Origin of the sequence: Streptomyces flavusporus, assembly GCF_046267975.1 — a bacterium.
Classification (GTDB): domain Bacteria; phylum Actinomycetota; class Actinomycetes; order Streptomycetales; family Streptomycetaceae; genus Streptomyces; species Streptomyces flavusporus.
The window spans coordinates 5,172,919-5,194,558 of sequence record NZ_CP176503.1 but is presented as its reverse complement, the minus strand read 5'-3'; the positions used below and the strand labels follow the sequence as shown (position 1 = coordinate 5,194,558).

The 21,640-nt window shown below is 69.5% G+C and carries 14 protein-coding genes and 4 tRNA genes; 9 read left to right on the top strand and 9 right to left on the bottom strand.

What is annotated here, in order from left to right:
• Nucleotides 1-36: 36 nt before the first annotated feature.
• From ACKTSN_RS24625 to ACKTSN_RS24610, 4 genes are all read right to left on the bottom strand, one after another.
• A complete protein-coding gene (locus tag ACKTSN_RS24625) occupies nucleotides 37-3,168 on the bottom strand; it encodes an FG-GAP repeat domain-containing protein (RefSeq protein ID WP_409471094.1) in 3,132 nt (1,043 codons plus the stop codon).
• 225 nt (nucleotides 3,169-3,393) lie between these two features.
• Nucleotides 3,394-5,529 (bottom strand): DEAD/DEAH box helicase, encoded by a 2,136-nt coding sequence (locus ACKTSN_RS24620; RefSeq protein WP_409471093.1) that lies wholly within the window; start codon nucleotides 5,527-5,529, stop codon nucleotides 3,394-3,396.
• A gap of 230 nt (nucleotides 5,530-5,759) precedes the next feature.
• Nucleotides 5,760-6,299 (bottom strand): hypothetical protein, encoded by a 540-nt coding sequence (locus ACKTSN_RS24615; protein ID WP_409471092.1) that lies wholly within the window; start codon nucleotides 6,297-6,299, stop codon nucleotides 5,760-5,762.
• A gap of 75 nt (nucleotides 6,300-6,374) precedes the next feature.
• Nucleotides 6,375-6,725 (bottom strand): metallopeptidase family protein, encoded by a 351-nt coding sequence (locus ACKTSN_RS24610; RefSeq protein ID WP_409471091.1) that lies wholly within the window; start codon nucleotides 6,723-6,725, stop codon nucleotides 6,375-6,377.
• 106 nt (nucleotides 6,726-6,831) lie between these two features.
• Here ACKTSN_RS24610 and ACKTSN_RS24605 point away from each other — a divergent pair, with 106 nt between their 5' ends.
• The 4 genes from ACKTSN_RS24605 (at nucleotide 6,832) to ACKTSN_RS24590 (ending at nucleotide 8,748) form a co-directional block, all read left to right on the top strand.
• Nucleotides 6,832-8,385, top strand: coding sequence for a metallophosphoesterase family protein (locus tag ACKTSN_RS24605; RefSeq protein WP_409471090.1), 1,554 nt, complete (start codon nucleotides 6,832-6,834; stop codon nucleotides 8,383-8,385).
• A gap of 80 nt (nucleotides 8,386-8,465) precedes the next feature.
• Nucleotides 8,466-8,538, top strand: a tRNA-Glu gene (locus tag ACKTSN_RS24600).
• A gap of 38 nt (nucleotides 8,539-8,576) precedes the next feature.
• A tRNA-Asp gene (locus ACKTSN_RS24595) sits at nucleotides 8,577-8,651 on the top strand.
• A gap of 23 nt (nucleotides 8,652-8,674) precedes the next feature.
• Nucleotides 8,675-8,748 (top strand) — tRNA-Phe (locus ACKTSN_RS24590).
• Nucleotides 8,749-8,892: 144 nt separating this feature from the next.
• Here the strand turns inward: ACKTSN_RS24590 and ACKTSN_RS24585 are convergent.
• On the bottom strand, nucleotides 8,893-10,065 hold the full coding sequence (locus tag ACKTSN_RS24585; RefSeq protein ID WP_409471089.1) for an RNA-guided endonuclease InsQ/TnpB family protein: 1,173 nt from the start codon (nucleotides 10,063-10,065) through the stop codon (nucleotides 8,893-8,895).
• Between the two features lie 155 nt (nucleotides 10,066-10,220).
• Between ACKTSN_RS24585 and hrpA the strand changes: the two genes are divergently transcribed.
• From hrpA to ACKTSN_RS24570, 3 genes are all read left to right on the top strand, one after another.
• Entirely contained in the window at nucleotides 10,221-14,195 is a 3,975-nt protein-coding gene (gene hrpA, locus ACKTSN_RS24580) for an ATP-dependent RNA helicase HrpA (protein WP_409471088.1), read from the top strand.
• Between the two features lie 93 nt (nucleotides 14,196-14,288).
• A tRNA-Asp gene (locus ACKTSN_RS24575) sits at nucleotides 14,289-14,363 on the top strand.
• A gap of 434 nt (nucleotides 14,364-14,797) precedes the next feature.
• Nucleotides 14,798-14,998 (top strand): DUF6274 family protein, encoded by a 201-nt coding sequence (locus ACKTSN_RS24570; protein WP_409471087.1) that lies wholly within the window; start codon nucleotides 14,798-14,800, stop codon nucleotides 14,996-14,998.
• Nucleotides 14,999-15,390: 392 nt separating this feature from the next.
• Here ACKTSN_RS24570 and bldC read toward each other — a convergent pair whose 3' ends face one another.
• Nucleotides 15,391-15,597, bottom strand: a complete 207-nt coding sequence (bldC, locus tag ACKTSN_RS24565) for a developmental transcriptional regulator BldC (protein ID WP_003949541.1) — start codon at nucleotides 15,595-15,597, stop codon at nucleotides 15,391-15,393.
• A 511-nt stretch (nucleotides 15,598-16,108) separates the two neighbouring features.
• Nucleotides 16,109-16,960, bottom strand: coding sequence for a hypothetical protein (locus ACKTSN_RS24560; protein ID WP_409471086.1), 852 nt, complete (start codon nucleotides 16,958-16,960; stop codon nucleotides 16,109-16,111).
• A 221-nt stretch (nucleotides 16,961-17,181) separates the two neighbouring features.
• Between ACKTSN_RS24560 and ACKTSN_RS24555 the strand changes: the two genes are divergently transcribed.
• A complete protein-coding gene (locus ACKTSN_RS24555) occupies nucleotides 17,182-18,282 on the top strand; it encodes a Leu/Phe/Val dehydrogenase (RefSeq protein ID WP_409471085.1) in 1,101 nt (366 codons plus the stop codon).
• A gap of 302 nt (nucleotides 18,283-18,584) precedes the next feature.
• Nucleotides 18,585-18,836: a DUF3073 domain-containing protein gene (locus tag ACKTSN_RS24550; protein ID WP_129798627.1), complete on the top strand. Its 252-nt coding sequence runs from the start codon at nucleotides 18,585-18,587 to the stop codon at nucleotides 18,834-18,836.
• Between the two features lie 154 nt (nucleotides 18,837-18,990).
• On the opposite strand, the gene purM is transcribed toward ACKTSN_RS24550, so the two are convergent.
• Entirely contained in the window at nucleotides 18,991-20,061 is a 1,071-nt protein-coding gene (gene purM / locus ACKTSN_RS24545) for a phosphoribosylformylglycinamidine cyclo-ligase (RefSeq protein WP_409471084.1), read from the bottom strand.
• A gap of 34 nt (nucleotides 20,062-20,095) precedes the next feature.
• Nucleotides 20,096-21,622 (bottom strand): amidophosphoribosyltransferase, encoded by a 1,527-nt coding sequence (purF, locus tag ACKTSN_RS24540; RefSeq protein WP_409471083.1) that lies wholly within the window; start codon nucleotides 21,620-21,622, stop codon nucleotides 20,096-20,098.
• Nucleotides 21,623-21,640: the final 18 nt, after the last annotated feature.

Here is a 21,640-nt window from a genome sequence, read left to right as displayed (position 1 = left end):
GCGTGACATGCGTCACAGCTTGTTACAACAGGCGCATCAGAACAGGCCCTTGTAGCCCTGCCAGCCGGTCGCGATCTTCACACGCGACCCGAACGAGCCCTTGCCGGTGCCGGGGACGCGGTAGAGCACACCGGCGGTGTCGCGCGCGACGAGGTCGGCCGCGCCGTCCCCGGTGATGTCGCCGACCCCGACGACCGCGTTGTAGGACACGCCCCAGCTCGCAGACAGCTTCACCCGTGAGGAGAAGGTGCCCTTGCCGGTGCCGTAGTAGCGGTACAGCGCGTTGGTCCTGTCCTGCGCGACCAGGTCGCCGATGCCGTCGCCGTTCAGGTCCCCGGCGCCCACGACCTTCTTGTACGTCTTCCAGTTGTCGTACAGCTTCACGCGGGACGACAGCTTGCCGGTGCTGGTGCCCTTGTAGAGGTAGACCGCGCCGGTGGAAGCGGTGCGGGCGATCAGGTCCGGCCGCCCGTCCTTGTTCACGTCACCGGGCGAGGTGAGCACGTCGTACTGGTTCCAGCCGGTGCCCGTCGAGATCGTGGTGTACGGCGTCGACGGCGTCAGCGCGGCGTTGCAGGCCGGCCTGTACAGCCGCACCGTCCCGCTGCTGAATCTGACGAGAACGTCGTTGCAGCGGTCGCCGCTCAGGTCACCGACCGGCACCGCCCGCACGCTCGTCGCCCAGCCGCTGCCGGAGACCTTGCCGGAGAACGCGCCCTTGCCCGTGCCCTGCTGGAAGGTCAGGCCGCCGGAGGAGTTGAGGGTGAGCAGGTCGCCGATGCCGTCCGGGTACCCCGACGAGCCCACGTGGTCGTGGCGCACCGGGCTGCCGTCGCGCAGCCGCACCGTGCCGCGCACCTCCAGCGGCGCGCCGACGCCGTCGGCGGGTGTGACGGTGACCGTCCAGTCGTAGGTGCCGTTGGGCAGGAACGCGTCACCGGGCTGCGTGCCGTCGACGGCGAACCAGCCGACCTTCAGCTCGCCGCGGGCGGCCCCGCCGTCCCTGCCGTCGCTGTAGACCTTGCCGGTCGCACGGTTGCGGGCGGTCACCCGGTAGTTCGCGGACGGCTTCGACAGCAGCAGGGTGGTCAGGGTGTCCGGTGTCGTGTCGACGGTGTGGGGTTCGACGTACTCCGCGTTCCACCGCGGCGGCGCCAGCAGGCGCAGCGGCTGCTGCGGCACCCCGGACGGCACCAGGTGTACGCGCTCCTGGCCGTCCACGTACGCGGCGTTGGCGCCGGACTCGTCCACCGTCCAGCGCACGTCCCGCTGCGAGACGCCGGTGTCGGGCAGGTCACCGATGACCCGGCTCGCGGGCGTGCCGTCCGCGACCGTGGTGAGCGTCAGCTTCCCGGCGGCCTTGTCGTGCGTGACGACGTACCCGTCGCCGAGCTTCGCCTCGTCCGCCGGGACCGGCACGGACTTCTTCGCCGTACGGTCGTATACACCGGCGCGGCCGTCGCAGGTCCAGTACAGGTAGCGGCCGAGCGCCTGGAGTTCGGTGGGGGTGCAGCCGGCGTCGGTGGTGAGGGTTTCGGTGGTCTTCTTCTCCGTCAGGTTGTACGCGGTGACGCTGCCGACCGTCGCACCGGCGGTCCACAGGACGTCGCCGGAGAGGGCGGCTGCGCCCGAGGCGCGGGTGACGGCCGGGACGCCGGAGCTGTCGATCTTGAGGACGGTCAGCTGGTCCGCGGTCGTATGGATCAGGTACTCGCCGGACACGTCGGTGATCCGCCCGCCCGCGGGGACGCCACGCTCCCAGAAGTCGTACTGGCCGGGCCCGTTGACCCGGAGCCGGTCGTAACTCGCCGAGTCCTTCGACAGCCAGACCGCACGGTTGTCGGCCGTGCCGTACAGGGAGCAGCCGCCCTCCGCTGTCGGGCAGCTGTGGAGCAACATGTCGGTTCCGTCGTACGAGGAGCGCGCACCGAACTCGGGCGTGCCGGTCGGGGCGACGGTCCGGACGTAGGTGTCGCGGTACCCGCCCCAGCTGTCGTCGGCGACCAAGAGCCGCCCCTGGTCGAGGGCGAGGCCCTGGATCTTGTACGGCGGCTTCGGCAGCGCCTTGACCTGGGTGACGACGGGCGCCGCGCCCTCCGCACCCGGGGTGATGCGCTGGAACCCCCAGTCGTCGGCGGTCGTACCTCCGACGAACAGGGCCGTTCCGTCCGCGGGGGTGGAGACGCCCTGGTTGGAAGAGGTGAGCAGGGAGACAGAGGGGCCGCCCGCGATCGGCACCGCCTTCACGACCCGGCCCCCGCTGGGCCGGTGGACGAGCCAGTCCCCGACGACGGCCAGGCCCTCCGCCGGCCCCGGGCTGGTGCCGGCGTCCAGGCTGACCTCGACCGGGTCTGCCGACAGGTCGGAGCGCGGCACGACCAGGGCTTTGGGGCTGCTCACGCCGGCGTACAGCGCCACGTGGTCCGACGAGAACCTCAGAGAGGAGAAGCCCGAGGGCAGAGGCTGGGTCCAGCTGCGGACCCGGGCCGTCGCCCGGTCGACCTCGACGATGCGGTTGGTACCGTCCAGCCGGGCCATGAAGAAGATGGTGGTCGCGTCCGCGCCCCGCGGCATTCCCAGCACCATGCCCGCGGGTACGCCGATCTCGGTGTCGACCATGGCCCCGTCCTCACCCACGGTCGACAGACGCAGGTCCTGTGCCGTGGTCGTGCCGTCTTCGCCGGTGACGCTGCGGTAGGTGACCGCCGTACTGCCGTAGAAACGGAACAGGGTCCGTCCCTCGGACATCCGGACGGTGCGGCTCGTGCCCTCTGCGGCGTCGAACAGGTCGGTCCGGCCGTCGTTGTAGCGGTAGGCGAGGATGTCGCTGCCCGTGCCGTGGACGAGCATCGCGTCCCCGGTCGGCGGAGCGGCGACGGACGTGCCGTCCGCGTAGCGCGTCCACATGATCCCCGAGTGGCCCTCCATCCGATGGAAAAAGCCCTGGGCACCGGATGCGTCCGTGCCGTACTGGACGTCGGTGGTCCCGACGAGCGACCCCACCGTAGGCGAGCTCCGCAGCATCGCCGGCACCACGGTCTCCTGCGGTACCTCCACCGCCGACGCCGCCGGGAGCAGCCCGGCCCCGGCTGCCAGCGCCACCGATGCGGTGACGGCGACGGCCGCGCGTCTCGCGCGGGAACGGTGTACGGAGACACGACGAGCCAAGATGACCCTCCCCAGAAGTAGCGGAGGGTACCGACGCCCTCCCGGGTGGTCCCGGCCCCCGGCGTCACATCCCTCCCAGAAGTCGGCCGATCATACAGGGACCCCACAGCTCATGGGAACGCGCTTTCGACACCCCGTGCAGGTACGAAAAAGCGCCGTGGCCCCACCCGGCAAAAGGATGGGGCCACGGCGCTCACAGCTCAGTGGCTCAGTTGCCTACGGACGTCAGCCGTTGCGCTTCCAGCGCGGCTTGTCCTCGCGGCGGCCGAAGGAACCGCCACTGCGGTGGTCGTCGCGGCGGCCGTACGGACGCTCGTGACCGCCGGTGCGGAAGCCCGGGCGGTCGCCCTGGCGGTCCCGGTTGAACGGGCGGTCGCTGCCGCGGTGGCCGCCGCGCTCGTCACGGCGCCCGGCGGTGCGGTCGTCGCGGCGCTCGAAGGGACGGCCACCACGGTCGTTGTCCCGGCGCTCGAAGGAACGCCCACCACGGTCACCATCGCGACGCTCGAAGGAACGCCCACCACGGTCGTTGTCCCGACGCTCGAAGGAACGCCCGCCACGGTCATCCCGGTCGTCACGGCGGAAGCCACCACGGTCGTCGCGGCGCTCGAAGGAACGCCCCCCACGGTCGTTGTCCCGACGCTCGAAGGAACGGCCACCACGGTCGCCCCGGTCGTCGCGACGGAAGCCGCCGCGCTCGCCGTCCCGGCGCTCGAAGCCACGGTCACGGTCGCGGTCCCGGTTGAACCCGCCCCGGTCACCGTCCCGACGCTCGAAGGAACGCCCACCACGGTCACCCCGGTCATCCCGACGGAAGCCACCACGGTCACCCCGCTCCTCACGGCGCTCACGACGCTCGTACGACGACGAAGCCTCGGCCCGGTCCACGTCCCGCGCCACCGGCTGCTCGGGCACGGACACCTCGACGGCCTCCGCCACCGCGGCCTGCGCCTCGGCCACCGCCGCCTCGGGGTCCTCGCCCCGCTCGCGTGCGACCCGGGCGACCAGCCGGTCGGCCTCCTCGCGCAGCTCGGCGGCACGGCGCTGCGCCCGCTCCAGCTGCTTGGTGAGCTGGGCGACCTCACGCTCGGCCTGCTGCGCCGCGTTGCCCGCGGACTCGGCCTGCACCTCGGTCATCGAACGGGCGCCGGTGATCTCGGCGACCTCCGGGTCGAAGGCGCCCGCGCCCTGGATGATGTGGCGCGAGGCGTCGACGCCCGCGTCCTCCATCAGCCGGAAGATCTGGCGCCGCTGATGCGGCAGCGCGAGGGAGACGACGGTGCCGGTGCGCCCGGCGCGCGCCGTACGGCCGGCCCGGTGCAGGTAGTCCTTGTGGTCGCCGGCCGGGTCGACGTTCAGGACGAGGTCGATGCCGTCGACGTGAATGCCGCGCGCCGCGACGTCCGTCGCGACCAGGACGTTGACGTAGCCGTCCTTGAAGTCCGCCAGCGTCCGCGTGCGCGCGCCCTGCGTCATACCGCCGTGCAGCGCATCGGCCTTGGCGCCGGCGTCGCGCAGCTGCTCGGCGACCCGGTCGGCGCCGAGCTGGGTGCGGACGAAGATGATGGTGCGGCCCTTGCGGGAGGCGATGGCCGCCGTGACCGGCGCCTTGTCCTTGGGCTTCACGATCAGGATGTGGTGCGACATGGTCGTCACCGCGCCCTGCGCCGCGTCGACCTCGTGCGAGACGGGGTCGTTGAGGTACCGGTCGACGAGGGTCTTGATCTCGTTCTCCATCGTCGCGGAGAACAGCATCCGCTGACCGCCCGCCGGAACCTGGTCGAGCAGCTCCGTCACCTCGGGCAGGAAGCCCAGGTCGGACATCTGGTCGGCCTCGTCGAGCACCGCGATCTGCACGTCCTCGAGGGAACAGGCACCACGGTTGATGATGTCGCGGAGGCGACCGGGGGTGGCGACGAGGATGTCGACGCCACGCTCCAGGGCGTAGATCTGGTTGCCCATCGACGTACCGCCGCAGACGACCTTCATCTTCAGCCCGAGGACGTCCCCGTACGGCTGCAGCGCGTCGGCGACCTGCATGGCGAGCTCACGGGTCGGCGTGAGGATGACGGCGCGCGGCTTGCGCTTCTCGGTGCGACCGCCGGCCAGCGTGGCCAGGGTCGGCAGGCCGAAGGAGAGGGTCTTGCCGGAGCCGGTGCGGCCACGGCCGAGGATGTCCTTCCCGGCCAGGGCGTCCGGGATGGTCGCCGCCTGGATCGGGAAGGGGGTGGTCACGCCGTTCTGCGCGAGCTTGCGCACGACACCCTCGGGAAGGCCGAGGTCCGCGAAGGTCAGCTCGGGGGTTTCCTCGACGGCCTCGTTCTCGGGCACGACGACGTGATCAGTACTGGAAATGGACATGCGTATGCGAAACCTTCCGGAGTCTCGTCGGCACGCGCCCGTCAACTCCGTGATTCGCAATACGACCGCCTCAATGCGGTCCGCCACGGCAAGGGAGAGTACGCGCCACACGGCGCGCTCTGCGTTGGCGCCGGGCAAATGGGATCAAACGATCTGCCACCATACGCACCCACCACCCCCCATGGCAAACCGAGCCCATATCCCCAGCCCAGCGGCCCTGGGGCCGGTACCTACGCCGGCGCCCCGGCCTCCGGCGCCGGCTCGCGGTGCACCAGCTGCGGCCTCGGCTCCTCGTGCGCCGACGACGACGGCTCGGCAACCGTCGGCTCGGGAGACGCCGGAGGTTCCGGCGACGGCGGGGGCGGCTCCGGCGCCGGAGTGGTCCGCGTCGGGCTCGGCGGCGCAGGCGTCGGCGCGGGACCCCCGGGTCCCACGGTCCGCCCCGGCCCGCCCGGCACCGAAGCCGACGCACTCGCCCCGGGGACGTCCGCCGACTCCGACGGCGAGGCCGACTCCCCCGGCTTCGCCGTGCCGTGCCCCTTCCCGCCCTTGCCGCGCCCGTCCTCGGCCCCACCCGCGGCCTGGCCGTGCCCGGCTCCACCGTCCGGCCCCACCGAACCCCCGCCGGGCGCCGCACCGTCCCGCTGCCCCGCCGAATGCGACGGCCTGGCCCGCCCTCCGTCGTCGTCACCCACGCTCATACAGCCGGCGGCAGCGGCGAAGGCCACGACAGTGGCGGCCAGGCGGACGGGTACGAGCAAGGGGCGCACGGGCAGCCACCTCCGGGGAGGGTGAAGGAGTCAACATGCCCAACTCCCGCCGCCCACAAGAGGACACGCGCACGGTCATCCGTATCCCAGGGCGTGCAACCGCGCGTCGTCGATCCCGAAATGATGGGCAATCTCATGAACAACAGTGATTTCGGTCTCCGCGACGACGTCCTCCCGCGAGCCGCAGAACCTGAGCGTCGGCCCCCGGTAGATCGTGATCCGGTCCGGCAACACCCCGGCGTACCACTCGCCCCGCTCCGTCAGCGGAGTCCCCTCGTACAGCCCGAGCAACTCGGGATCGTCCGCCGGGGGCTCGTCCTCGACGAACACCGCGACGTTGTCCATCAGCCGCGTCAGCTCCGGCGGAATCCGGTCCAGCGCCTCGGCGACCAGTTCCTCGAACTCCTCGCGCGTCATCTCCAGCACAGGCCCATTGTCCGGTACGACACCCCCGTATGAGAGCCGCAGGAGCACTCCGTTACGACCTGCACAGCCCCGCATATCCACCCCGGGGCACGGGCATAGGGGACCAATGGCCCGCGTCCCAGCCGCAGTCCTGAACACGATCACCCGCATACGAAGGCCCCGCCGCCTCCGCCCCCACCCCGCAGTCGAACTCGTCTCCCAGCCCCACAACCCCTGGATCCGCGCCCTCGGCCTGATCGCAGTCGTCCTGCTGGGCGCCTGGCTCGGTCTGCTGGTCGTCGGCAACGTGCGCGTCCCGGTCGGCCCGATGGACACGACGATGACCCTGCGCCCGTCCCTCGCCGGCGGCACGAAGATCAACGTCTCTCCACTGGGCGCCCTCCACCTGGACAGCCACATCGCCCCGGTCCGCCTGGACGTGAACGTCGACCAGCTCGACCCGGACCGCTCCCAGGCCCTCGTCGACCACCCCGAACGCCTCTCCGGCCTCCAGGACGAGGTCGCCCAGGACGTCGGCCACGGCGCCCTCGACCTGGCGGTGCGCTCCTGCGTGGCCGTGGTCGCGGGCGCCACCGCCCTGGGCCTCGCGGTCTACCGCCGCCCGCGCCGGGCCCTGGCAGCCGGCGGCCTCGCCCTCACCCTGCTCGCCGCCTCCGGGGTGACCGCGTACGCCACCTGGAATCCCAAGTCCGTCCTGGAACCGAGGTTCTCCGGCCTGCTCTCCTCCGCCCCCTCCCTGGTCGGCGACGCCCGCAGCATTGTCACCGAATTCGACGTCTACCAGCAGGAGTTGGCCCGCCTGGTGACGAACGTGACGAAGCTCTACGACGCCACCTCCACGCTCCCCGCCTACCAGCCGGATCCCACCACCATTCGCGTCCTGCACGTCTCCGACATCCACCTGAACCCGGCCAGCTGGAAGATCATCGCCTCGCTGGTGGAGCAGTACGAGGTGAACGTGATCGTGGACTCCGGCGACACGATGGACCACGGCACAGCGGCGGAGAACGGCTTCCTGGACCCCATCGAGGACCTGGGCGCCCCGTACGTCTGGGTCCGCGGCAACCACGACTCCCTGATCACCCAGCGCTACCTCGAAGGCCTCAGGAACGTGCACGTCCTGGACGACGGCCGGGCGACGACCATCGCGGGCCTGCGCTTCGCGGGCATCGGCGACCCACAGTTCACCCCCGACCGCACCAACAAACCCGGAGCCGACGCCTCCCAGGAACTGGCCGGCGCCCGCCTGGCCTCGGCCCTGCGCGACCAGCGGGCCGCCGGCACCCCCGTGGACGTGGCCATCGCCCACGAGCCGCCGGCCGCCCGCCAGACCGACGGTGAGGTTCCCCTGGTCCTGGCCGGCCATGTGCACCACCAGGAAATGGAGGTCATGCGGTACGGCACCCGGCTGCGCATCGAAGGCTCGACGGGCGGCAGCGGCCTGCGCGCGGTGGAGGGCGAGCACCCGGACCCGATCGAGGCGTCGATCCTCTACTTCGACCGGGACACCCGGCGCCTCCAGGCCTGGGACGCGATCAGGCTGGGCGGCCTGGGCCTGACGACGGCGGAGGTCAGCCGCCACCTGGTCGAGGAGAACCAGCCTGGAGCCACCCCGTCTCCGACCCCGTCCCCCACTCCCTCGCCCACCCCGTCTCCATAAACCGTTTTGGCGATCCCTCCCGCCATCCCATATGCTTCTCACGTCCCCGACGCGCTGAGAAGCGCCCAGGCGGGCCGATAGCCCTCATCGTCTAGCGGCCTAGGACGCCGCCCTTTCAAGGCGGTAGCACGGGTTCGAATCCCGTTGGGGGCACGCAGTACGGTGTGCGACACTGTCGTACGTCATAGCTTGGTCCTGTGGAGCAGTTTGGAGTGCTCGCCACCCTGTCAAGGTGGAGGCCGCGGGTTCAAATCCCGTCAGGACCGCTGAGGCCCCTCGTAGGCCTCACGGCTGGGTAGCTCAGTTGGTACGAGCGTCCGACTGAAAATCGGAAGGTCGCCGGTTCGACCCCGGCCCCAGCCACAGTCAAGGCCCCGATCTTCGGATCGGGGCCTTCTCGTTCGTCTCACGGTCGCTGTACGAGCGATCGCGTCCGCTACCGGGCAAACACCCCCCGGCTCGCAGCTCGCCCCGCCGATGGCTTCGGCGGCGACGGCGCATCCAGCCCTACGCGATCAGCGTGAGGGCAGGGACCTGTGACTCGGCCCCGCAGACCCACGCCCACCAGCCGCGATCGCCGATGACGTGGGACGCATTCAGGTCCGCGTGCTCAACGAAGCCGCAGTTCCTGCAGGTGAATTCGGCCTGGTTCGGCCGGTTCCGCTTGTCGATGTGGTGGCACCGGGAGCACTCCTGGCTGGTGTATGCCGGATCGACGTACACCACCGGTACTCCGACCCTGCGCGCCTTGTATTCGATGAAGGCGCCGAGCTGGGCGAAGGCCCAGGAGTTGATCGTGACGCGTTGGGGCTTTTTCAGCCGTGCCCGTTCGCGGATGCCGCTCAGGTCCTCCAGAGCGATCCCGCGGCCGGTGCGTTGTGCCTCCGCCACGATGTGCTTGCTGATCTTGTGGTTGATGTCACGGACCCGCCGCGCTTCCTTCCCCGCGCGGCGTTTGGCCCGCCGCTTGGCGGACCGGGTCTGTTTCTTGGCGAGCTTGTCCCGATTACGGCGGTCGTTCTCCCTGCTCCGGTTGAGACGTCGGCCGCTGTGCCGGTGGCCGGTCGAGGTGGTGGCGATGTTGGCGATGCCGAGGTCGACGCCGATGAACCCGTGTGGGGCGGGGTTGCACGGGTCTTCTGGAATGTCGACTGTGGCCAGGAGGTACCACTGACCGTTCTGGCTGATGAGGTCGGATTCTCCCTGGCGGTGGCGGGCGAGCAGGCGGAGCTGCTGCTCTTCGCCGGTGAAGGGGAGGCGCTTCATGCGTCCGGCCACGGTCCAGATGGAGACGGTGCGATGTTCCATCTGCCAGGACAGCATGCGGTCGTCGTACGGCTGGGCGCTCTCGGGGCGGAAGGTGATGGGCTTTTCCGTCGCCCTGCGGTAGCGCTTGGAGCCTGGCCTGCCGAGGTTTCCGGCCTTGATGTTTCCGGCGAGGGAGGCGTAGGCGTCGCAGGTTTTCTTGATCACGTGTTGAGCTGCCTGGGCGCCGAGGGACCAGCGAGACTTGATCGTGGTGTAGGTGAGAGCGCGCAGTTCGCGGTTGCGTTTGACGTTGGTGGTGAATGCGGTGTGGGAGGCGTGGTCGGCGGCTTCGTTGCAGGCGTGCAGGGTCGCTTGCAGTGTCGACGCCTGTTGGGGTGTCGGCAGGAGCTTCACGCGGACCACGATCTTCACGAGCAGTGAATCTACGTCGCATCGTGGTGTCGATCAGGGAATCGATCTCCGATCATTCGATCGAATGATGCTTCGGACAGCTGAACGAGTTCGGCCGTCGTGCCCGGCAAAAGCGTTCGCCACGGATTTCCCGGGGATGAGATCCTGGGTCCCGTATGTCTACGCACCCTGCCACCGCCCTCGGCGCCCTCGCCCCCCGCCTCACCGAGCTCTCGCTGCGCGATGCGCACCGGCTCGGGCGGCGGCTCGAGGGTGCGCGCAAGATCCGCAACCCGGAGGCCCGTGCCGCCGTCCTCGCCGAGATCGAGGCGGAGGTCGCCAGGGCCGAGGAGCGGATGGCCGGCCGGCGGGCGCGCGTGCCCGCGGTCACCTACCCGCCCCAGCTGCCCGTCAGCCAGAAGAAGGACGAGATCGCCGACGCCATTCGCGACCACCAGGTCGTGATCGTCGCCGGTGAGACCGGGTCCGGCAAGACGACACAGATCCCGAAGATCTGTCTCGAGCTCGGGCGTGGTGTCCGCGGCATGATCGGGCACACCCAGCCCCGCCGTATCGCCGCCCGTACCGTCGCCGAGCGGGTGGCCGAGGAGCTGGACACTCCGCTCGGTGAGACCGTCGGCTGGAAGGTCCGCTTCACCGACCAGGTGAACCCGGACGCCACCTTCGTCAAGCTCATGACGGACGGCATCCTGCTCGCCGAGATCCAGACCGACCGCGAGCTGCGCGCCTACGACACGATCATCATCGACGAGGCCCACGAGCGGTCCCTCAACATCGACTTCCTGCTCGGATATCTCGCGCAGTTGCTGCCGAAGCGGCCCGATCTCAAGGTCGTCATCACCTCCGCCACCATCGACCCCGAGCGCTTCTCCCGGCACTTCGGCGACGCGCCGATCGTCGAGGTCAGCGGCCGTACGTATCCCGTGGAGGTGCGCTACCGGCCCCTCCTCGAAGAGGACGGCGACGACGCCGACCGCGACCAGATCACCGCGATCACCGACGCGGTCGAGGAGCTCCAGAGGGAGGGCCAGGGCGACATCCTGGTCTTCCTCTCCGGTGAGCGGGAGATCCGGGACACCGCGGACGCCCTCACCAAAAAGCAGTACCGCTTCACCGAGATCCTCCCGCTGTACGCCCGCCTGTCCCACGCCGAGCAGCACCGGGTCTTCCAGCCGCATGCCGGCCGCAGGATCGTTCTGGCGACCAACGTCGCCGAGACGTCCCTCACCGTCCCGGGCATCAAGTACGTCATCGACCCCGGCTTCGCCCGGATCTCCCGCTACAGCCACCGCACCAAGGTCCAGCGGCTGCCCATCGAGCCGGTCTCCCAGGCGAGCGCCAACCAGCGCAAGGGCCGCTGCGGCCGCACGTCCGACGGCATCTGCATCCGGCTGTACAGCGAGGACGACTTCCTCGCCCGGCCGGAGTTCACGGACGCGGAGATCCTCCGTACGAATCTCGCGTCCGTCATCCTCCAGATGACCGCGGCCGGCCTCGGCGACCTCGAGAAGTTCCCGTTCATCGACCCGCCGGACCATCGCAACATCCGCGACGGCGTCCACCTCCTGCAGGAGCTGGGCGCGCTCGACCCGGCCCAGAAGGACCCGCGCAAGCGCCTCACCGACACCGGCCGCAAGCTCGCGCAGCTCCCCGTCGACCCGCGCCTGGCCCGCATGGTGCTGGAGGCCGACAAGAACGGCTGCGTCCGCGAGGTCATGGTCATAGCCGCCGCTCTGTCCATCCAGGATCCGCGCGAGCGCCCGGCCGACAAGCAGACCCAGGCCGACCAGCAGCATGCCCGCTTCAAGGACGAGACCAGCGACTTCCTCGCCTATCTCAATCTCTGGCGGTACATCCGCGAGCAGCAGAAGGAGCGCGGCTCGTCCTCGTTCCGCCGGATGTGCAAGCAGGAGTACCTCAACTTCCTGCGCATCCGCGAATGGCAGGACATCTACACCCAGCTGCGCACGGTCGCCAAGCAGATGGGCATCCATGTCAACGAGGACGACGCCCCCGCCGACCGTATCCACGTCTCCCTGCTCGCCGGCCTTCTCTCCCACATCGGGATGAAGGATGTGAAGGAGTCCAAGGACAGCAGGGACTCCGGCGCGCGCAGGGAGCGCAACGAGTACCTCGGCGCCCGTAACGCCAAGTTCGCGATCTTCCCGGGCTCGGCGCTCTTCAAGAAGCCGCCGCGGTTCGTGATGTCCGCCGAGCTCGTGGAGACCTCCCGCCTCTGGGCCCGCGTCAACGCGAAGATCGAGCCGGAGTGGGTCGAGCCGCTCGCCGAGCACCTCCTCAAGCGGACGTACAGCGAACCGCACTGGGAGAAGGACCAGGCCGCGGTGATGGCGTACGAGAAGGTCACGCTGTACGGCGTCCCGATCGTCGCCCAGCGCAAGGTCAACTACGGCCGGGTCGACCCGGAGGGCTCCCGCGAGCTCTTCATCCGCAACGCCCTGGTCGAGGGTGACTGGCGCACGCACCACAAGTTCTTCGCCGACAACCGCAAACTCCTCACCGAGGTCGAGGAGTTGGAGCACCGCGCCCGCCGCCGGGACATCCTGGTCGACGACGAGACCCTCTTCGACTTCTACGACCAGCGGATCCCCGAACACGTCGTCTCCGGCGCCCACTTCGACTCGTGGTGGAAGCGCAAGCGGCACGAGCAGCCGGACTTCCTGGACTTCGAGCGCGAGATGCTCATCCGGGAGTCGGCGGAGGCGGTCACCAAGGCGGACTATCCGGACTCCTGGCGGCAGGGCCCGCTGAAGTTCCGGGTCACGTACCAGTTCGAGCCGGGCGCGGACGCCGACGGCGTCACCGTCCACATTCCGCTGCAGGTCCTCAACCAGGTCACGGACGAGGGCTTCGACTGGCAGATTCCGGGCCTGCGGGAGGAAGTGGTCACCGAGCTGATCCGGTCCCTCCCGAAGCCGATCCGCCGCAACTACGTACCGGCGCCCAACTACGCGAAGTCGTTCCTGGAAAGCGCCACCCCGCTCCAGGAACCCCTCACCACCACCATGGCCCGCGAGCTGAAGCGCAGGGTCGGCGTCCCCTTCACCGCGGACGACTTCGACTGGTCGAAGGTCCCCGACCATCTGCGCATCACGTTCCGCATCGTCGACGAGCGCCGCCGCAAGCTGGCGGAGGACAAGGACCTTGAGGCGCTGAAGCTCCGGCTGAAGCCGAAGGCCCGCAAGGCCCTCTCGCAGGCCGCCGCGGCCACGGCCGAGCGTCAGGGCGGCGAGTCCGTCGAGCGCAAGGGCCTGACCGACTGGACGATCGGCACGCTCACCCGCGTCTTCGAGACCCGCCGGGCCGGCCAGCCCGTGAAGGCGTACCCGGCGCTCGTCGACGACGGCGACACGGTCTCCGTACGCCTCTTCGACACGGAGGCGGAGCAGGCCGAGGCCATGTGGAAGGGCACGCGCCGCCTGATCCTCCGCAACATCCCGGTGAACCCTGCGAAGTTCGCATCCGAGAAGCTGACGAACGCCCAGAAGCTCGCCCTCTCCGCCAACCCGCACGGCTCGATCCAGGCCCTGTTCGACGACTGCGCGACGGCTGCGGCCGACAAGCTGATCGCGGACTTCGGCGGGCCGGCGTGGGACGAGGAGTCGTACCGAAAGCTGTACGACAGGGTGCGTGCCGAGATCGTCGACACGACGGTTCGTACGGTCGGGCAGGTGCAGCAGGTCCTGGCCGCCTGGCAGGCCTGTGAGCGCCGTCTGAAGGCCGTACGCAGCCCCGCGCTCCTGCCAAACCTCCAGGACGTACGGGGGCAGCTGGACGCCCTTGTGAAGCCCGGCTTCGTGGCGGAGGCGGGACTGCGGCGCCTGCCGGACCTGATGCGCTACCTGGTCGCCGCGGACCGCCGACTGCAGCAGATGCCGACGAACGTCCAGCGGGACACCACGCGCATGGAGAAGGTCAAGGAGATGCGGGACGAGTACGCCTGGCTCCTCGAGCAGATGCCACAGGGGCGCCCGGTCCCGTCCTCGGTGCTGGACATCCGCTGGATGATCGAGGAACTCCGCGTCAGCTACTTCGCGCACGCCCTCGGCACGGCGTACCCGGTCTCCGACAAGCGCATCGTGAAGGCGATCGACGCGGCGGCCCCGTAACGGAGTGGCCACCCAGGGTGAGTTCGACCAGGACCCCGCCCTCCTGTACAGTCTCTTCTCGCAGCGCAACGCAACAAACGCGCAGCGAAACCTGGTCCTGTGGAGCAGTTTGGAGTGCTCGCCACCCTGTCAAGGTGGAGGCCGCGGGTTCAAATCCCGTCAGGACCGCAGCAAACGAATGAGGCCCGCATCCGCTCAGGACGCGGGCCTCGCTCATGCCACCCACCACCCTGCCAAGGTGGAGGCCGCGCCCACGGCGCAGCCGCAATCGGGTACAGCAAATCCCGTCAGGACCGCAGCAAACGAATGAGGCCCGCATTCGCTCAGGACGCGGGCCTTACTCATGCCCCGGCGCACGCATCCGGCGCCGGTCGGCGAAATCTCAGCCCGTCTGGGGCCCCTTCTGGGGGAGTTTGAGGACGAGGCCCGTTCAGGGCCGAAGCGGGGGTCTGGGGGCCGCAGGTCCCCAGGGGGCGGTCACCGCAGCGCCGGGTGCCACGAAGCACCGTTACCGGCGGAGCCCCTCGCCACCTTGACGGCGTCACATTCGCTCGGTACTCAGAAACCAGGGCAGCGTTCCCGTACGACCCCGGAGGTGGCGTATGGCGGCATCGGTCAGGCACGAGACGCGGGCGTTGCTCCGCGCGCATCTGTCGGCCGCGTCGTCGTATCGGCATCTGACCCGGCACTGCCCGATCTGCCACCAGCTCCTGCGGCTCGCCATGGCCTCCGCGCCGCAGGCGACGGACGTACCGGAGGAGAGCGCCGAGGACGAGCGCCCCTCGAGCGCCTCCGTCACATGACCAACTCCCCTATCGCACATAGGTCAGAGGCAACAAGCACCCTGTCATGTGACGGGTGTCACCGCATGAGTTTCTGAAACCGCGGCACTTACCCATCCCCTACAACAGTTCAATTTAATATGTGCAATTGCACTACCAGGGAGGGTGCCCGCACAGCAGCTTCGACACCCCTCCCCAGACTCCGACAAGGCAGCCCACAGGGTCGACCTCCGGCGCACAAAAAGATCGCGCTGGACCCGGCGGAGTCCAGCGCGATCGGCGACGCACCCTGTCAGTTGCCTGAAGACCTTGGGCGTGGACCCTGTTGGGGCAGGATCCGCGTCGGTTGGAGCTTGGTTCGGACGCCGCGGCTGGTTGGGGGAACCGGCCGGTTTGCCCGGTTATTCAGTTGTTCAGGCCTCGCTGCGCTGCTGCGGGATGCCCGCGAGCAGTGCGCGGACCTCGGCCTCGCGGTAGCGGCGGTGCCCGCCGAGCGTACGGATGGAAGTGAGCTTGCCGGCCTTCGCCCACCGCGTAACCGTCTTCGGGTCGACGCGGAACATCGTGGCGACCTCAGCCGGGGTCAGCAGCGGCTCGGCATCAGGGGTGCGAGCGGTCATGAGCGGCCTCCTCGGGAGAACCGAACCTTCTCGGTTCTTTCCTCTAAATTCTGCACCTTGACCCGCGTTGCCCGAAATGGCGGACGCGAGTCGAGTCGGTTATAGGACGAACGGCTTGTCCTCGGCACTACAACTACACCATCTGTCCAGCCGCGTCGGCCAAACCGATGGAATTGCCCTCCCAGGTGTTCATCAGCGACGGAAGCCGATGGACCATGCCATAGCGGACAGTCACGCCGCTGTGACGATCAGTCACAGCGGCGATCCGGAGTCACCAGACCCCCCAAAGCGTGCAATGCTGAGATTCCGCCCATAGTTGAGCACATGGGACGGATGGAGTCCTCCCTGGACTCCTTGTCCTATTTTGGCACGAGGGGGGTCAAGGGGCGCAAGGGACGTGTACGTGCGGTCCGTCACGCTTGTCGCCTCCATCACACCCTTGACACAAACGCCCAGATCGCGCTCTAGGTCCGTTGTTGAGGCTCCGTAAGGTGCGTCACAGCACAGTACGTCAGTTCGCCGAACGCAGGTCGCGTACCGACCGCCAGCGCTCCACGAGCCGGCCGTACGCCTCGCCCGCCGCGGCCCCGTCGCCGTTGCGCAGCGCCTCGATACCCTCGGCCACGTCGGCCGCCGAGTGATCGCCCTCCAGCTCGCCGGCCGACAGGGCGTGCACCAACCCGCCGTAGTCCAGCTCCACCAGGGAACGCGGATGGAACTCCTCCAGCCAGCGCCCGACGTCCACGAGACCGTCGATGAGCGGTCCCTCGTCCATGGCGTTCCTGAGGGTGCGCAGGGCGCGGGCCACCCGGCGCCGGGCCTGCACCATGGGCGTGCGGTAGCGCAGCACCGGCGCGGAGTCCTCCGTGCCCCCGGCGCCCTTGCCGTACTGCCGCTCCTCGTCCGAGACCAGGACGAACCAGGTCAGCGGCACCTGCCAGGTCGCGGTGCGGATCCAGGGGCGGGCGTCCGGGTTGAGGGCGAGCCAGCGCTCGTAGTCCTGGGCGGCCTGGTGGCGGACCAGCGGAGGCAGGACGGCGTCCAACAGGGGCGGCGGGAACTCCTCGGCAAGATCGCCCAGGGCCTGCCAGCCGCGCAGCCGGGTGCGCCAGGGGCAGACGTGGACCACTCCGTCGGCCTCCAGCACGAAGGCGTCGCGGCTCTCGTGCACCGGCACCGCGACGGGCGGGGTGGGCAGCAAGTCGGCCAGGGAGCGGCGGAGTTCGTCCTGGTAGGAGGGGCGGTCGGGGCGGTGGGCGTAGCGGACCCACTGGCCGCGCTCCGGCTCCGGGAAGGCGGCCAGCGGCTCGTACACGCGCAGGTACGCCGCATACGGGACGATCACCGAGGACACCTTGGGCACGCCTGCTCCCTCCCCCGCCGGCTGCCGGGGAAAACTGCGGAACCCGCCCACAAACGCGCGGGAAAACTATGCAAATCGTCGCACGGACGTACTCCGTCCGGAGGTGATCCTGAGCACTGCTCGGTCGGCGGGGCCACAAGGCTCTAATCTCATGCTCACAGGCCCCGCCACCTCTACGGGAGCCCCGTCAACCGCCGCTACTTGCATCAGGAGTCACCACCGTGACCGACGTAACCGGCGCACCTGCTGATGTACTGCACACCCTGTTCCACTCGGACCAGGGGGGTCATGAGCAAGTCGTGCTCTGTCAGGACCGCGCGAGCGGCCTCAAGGCCGTCATCGCCATCCACTCCACCGCCCTGGGCCCCGCGCTCGGCGGTACCCGCTTCTACCCGTACCGGAACGAGGCGGAGGCCGTCGCCGACGCGCTGAACCTCGCCCGCGGGATGTCGTACAAGAACGCCATGGCCGGGCTCGACCACGGCGGCGGCAAGGCCGTGATCATCGGTGACCCCGAGCGGATCAAGACCGAGGAGCTGCTGCTCGCCTACGGCCGGTTCGTGGCCTCGCTGGGCGGTCGGTACGTCACGGCCTGTGACGTCGGTACGTATGTCGCCGACATGGACGTCGTCGCACGCGAGTGCCGCTGGACGACCGGGCGCTCGCCGGAGAACGGCGGCGCGGGCGACTCCTCCGTGCTCACCGCGTTCGGCGTCTACCAGGGCATGCGGGCGTCCGCCCAGCATCTGTGGGGCGACCCGTCGCTGCGCGGCCGCCGGGTCGGGATCGCCGGCGTCGGCAAGGTCGGCCACCACCTGGTGGAACACCTGCTGGCGGAGGGCGCCGAGGTCTTCGTCACGGATGTGCGCGAGGAGGCCGTACGGCGGGTCACCGAGCGGCATCCGAACGTGCTGGCCGTCGCCGACACCGACGCACTGATCCGGATCGACGGGCTCGACATCTACGCTCCCTGCGCGCTCGGCGGGGCGCTGAACGACGACTCCGTGCCGGTGCTGACCGCCAGGGTGGTCTGCGGCGCGGCCAACAACCAGCTCGCCCACCCGGGCGTGGAGAAGGACATCGCCGACCGCGGGATCCTCTACGCGCCCGACTACGTGGTCAACGCCGGCGGCGTCATCCAGGTCGCCGACGAGCTGCACGGCTTCGACTTCGACCGGTCCAAGGCGAAGGCCGCGCAGATCTACGACACCACGCTGGCCATATTCGCACGTGCGAAGGCGGATGGCATTCCACCGGCCGCCGCGGCCGACCGGATCGCGGAACAGCGGATGTACGACGCCGCCGCGTTGCGGGGATGGTGACGTTCGGCGAGGGCGGCTGACAGGTTTGGGCGGTACCTGCCGGTGGACACTTGGAGAGAACTCTCACTTCGACCGGCGGGTCGTCCGCCAATAAGTGGTTAAAATCGCCACTGACCAGCGAGGACGGGGCTCCTCGAAGGTTCTGTGCACACGCCCTTCCTGCGGGCGACGTACCGTATGGGCGCGGGCTCAGGTACCGTGGAAGCCCTACGGACCGGCCTCTCCACGGAGAGTCCGTTCCGGATCATGAACGCGTGTCAGACTCTGGGGCCGTCGAGCCCCGTCGTTGAGGGGGTCGAGCCATGGGGCGCGGCCGGGCCAAGGCCAAGCAGACGAAGGTCGCCCGCCAGCTGAAGTACAACAGCGGTGGGACTGACCTCTCACGCCTGGCTGAAGAGCTGGGCGCATCGACGTCGAACCAGTCGCCGAACGGCGACCGCTTCGAGGACGATGAGCAGGACGACGACCTGTATTCGCGGTACGCCGACCTCTATGAGGACGACGACGAGGACGACGAGGACGATCAGTCCTCACAGCATCGTCGCGGCGCGTGATGCCTGCAGCGGCTTAGCCGTGCCTTACCCGGTCCGGGGCTTCAAGCGCCGGACCGGGTTTCGTGCTGCCGCCTCAGGGCTTCGCCCGGACCCGCTCCTCGAACTCCCCCCACTCTCGACTGCGCTCGAGCAGGGGGATCCCAAGGGGTTCCGTTTACGCGTAGTCACCCACGAGGGCGGCACCGGTCGGGTGCTCACCCCGGTCCGTGATCTCGCCGGCGACCCACGCGTCCACCCCGCGGTCGGCCAGCGTCGCCAACGCCACCTCGGTGGATTCCTCCGGCACGATCGCGATCATGCCGACGCCCATGTTCAGGGTCTTCTCCAGCTCCAGGCGCTCGACGTCACCGGTCCGGCCGACCAGGTCGAAGACCGGGGCCGGGGTCCAGGTGGAACGGTCGACGATCGCGTGCAGCCCGTCGGGGATGACCCGGGCCAGGTTGGCCGCGAGTCCGCCGCCGGTGATGTGGCTGAAGGCGTGCACCTCGGTGGTGCGGGTCAGGGCCAGGCAGTCCAGGGAGTAGATCTTCGTCGGCTCCAGCAGCTCCTCACCGAGGGTGCGGCCGAGCTCGGAGATCTCCGATTCCAGGGTCAGGCCCGCACGGTCCAGCAGAACGTGCCGGACCAGTGAGTACCCGTTCGAGTGAAGACCGGAGGACGCCATGGCGATGACGGCGTCACCCGTACGGATACGATCCGGGCCGAGCAGCCGGTCGGCCTCCACGACGCCCGTACCGGCACCGGCGACGTCGAAGTCGTCCTCGCCCAGCAGACCCGGGTGCTCGGCCGTCTCACCGCCGACCAGGGCGCAGCCCGCCAGCACACAGCCCTCGGCGATGCCCTTCACGATGGCGGCCACCCGCTCCGGGTGGACCTTGCCGACGCAGATGTAGTCGGTCATGAACAGCGGCTCGGCGCCGCACACCACGATGTCGTCCATGACCATCGCGACCAGGTCGTGGCCGATCGTGTCGTAGACGCCCAGCCGACGGGCGATGTCGACCTTGGTGCCGACACCGTCCGTGGCGGAGGCGAGCAGAGGACGCTCGTAGCGCTTGAGAGCGGAGGCGTCGAAGAGGCCGGCGAAGCCGCCGAGGCCACCGAGGACCTCGGGGCGCTGCGTCTTCTTCACCCACTCCTTCATCAGCTCGACCGCGCGGTCGCCCGCCTCGATGTCGACGCCGGCAGCCGCGTAGGAAGCACCGGGCACAGCAGTCTCAGACATTGCCTGGGATCTTTCGGGTTGGTTTCTACGGGGCTTACGGGCGACGGATCGCGTCGACGGCAGCCGGGGCGGCCGTACCGGCCGCGAGCTCGGTCTCCAGGAGCTGCTTGCCGAGCAGCTCGGGGTCCGGGAGCTCCATCGGGTACTCGCCGTCGAAGCAGGCGCGGCACAGGTTCGGCTTGGCGATGGTGGTCGCCTCGATCATGCCGTCGATGGAGATGTACGCCAGGGAGTCGGCGCCGAGGGAGGTGCCGATCTCCTCGGTGGTCATGCCGTTGGCGATGAGCTCGGCGCGGGTGGCGAAGTCGATGCCGAAGAAGCAGGGCCACTTCACGGGCGGGGAGGAGATCCGGATGTGGACCTCGGCCGCGCCGGCCTCGCGCAGCATGCGGACCAGGGCCCGCTGGGTGTTGCCGCGGACGATCGAGTCGTCGACGACGACCAGGCGCTTGCCCTTGATGACTTCCTTGAGCGGATTCAGCTTCAGACGGATGCCGAGCTGGCGGATCGTCTGCGAGGGCTGGATGAACGTACGGCCGACGTACGCGTTCTTGACCAGACCCGCGCCGAACGGGATGCCGCTCGCCTCCGCGTAACCGATGGCCGCCGGGGTGCCGGACTCCGGGGTCGCTATGACGAGGTCGGCCTCGACGGGGGCTTCCTTCGCCAGGCGGCGGCCCATCTCGACGCGGGAGAGGTAGACGTTCCGGCCGGCGATGTCGGTGTCCGGGCGGGCCAGGTACACATACTCGAAGATACAGCCCTTGGGCTTCGCGTCCGCGAATCGCGAAGTGCGCAGGCCCTGCTCGTCGATGGCGATGAACTCGCCGGGCTCCACCTCGCGCACGAAGCTGGCGCCGACGATGTCGAGAGCGGCGGTCTCGGAGGCCACGACCCAGCCGCGCTCCAGGCGGCCCAGGACAAGGGGTCGGATGCCCTGCGGGTCGCGGGCGGCGTACAGGGTTTGCTCGTCCATGAAGGCAAGGCTGAAGGCGCCCCTGACCTGCGGCAGGACGACGGGGGCCGCCTCCTCGACGGTCAGCGGCTTGCCGTCGGCGTCGACCTGGGCGGCGAGCAGGGCCGTCAGGAGGTCGGTGTCGTTGGTCGCCGCGACCCGGGTGGTGCGGCCGTCCTGCTTGGGCAGGTCGGCGACCATCTCGGCGAGCTGGGCGGTGTTGACCAGGTTGCCGTTGTGGCCGAGCGCGATAGAACCGTGCGCGGTGGCGCGGAACGTCGGCTGGGCGTTCTCCCACACCGAGGCGCCGGTGGTCGAGTAGCGGGCGTGACCGACCGCGATGTGACCCTGGAGGGAACCGAGGGAGGTCTCGTCGAAGACCTGGGAGACCAGTCCCATGTCCTTGAAGACGAGGATCTGGGAGCCGTTGCTGACCGCGATTCCCGCGGATTCCTGGCCCCGATGCTGGAGGGCGTAGAGCCCGAAGTACGTGAGCTTTGCGACCTCTTCACCCGGAGCCCAGACACCGAAGACGCCACACGCGTCCTGGGGGCCTTTTTCGCCGGGAAGCAGATCGTGATTGAGTCGACCGTCACCACGTGGCACGGCTCCGAGTGTAGGCGA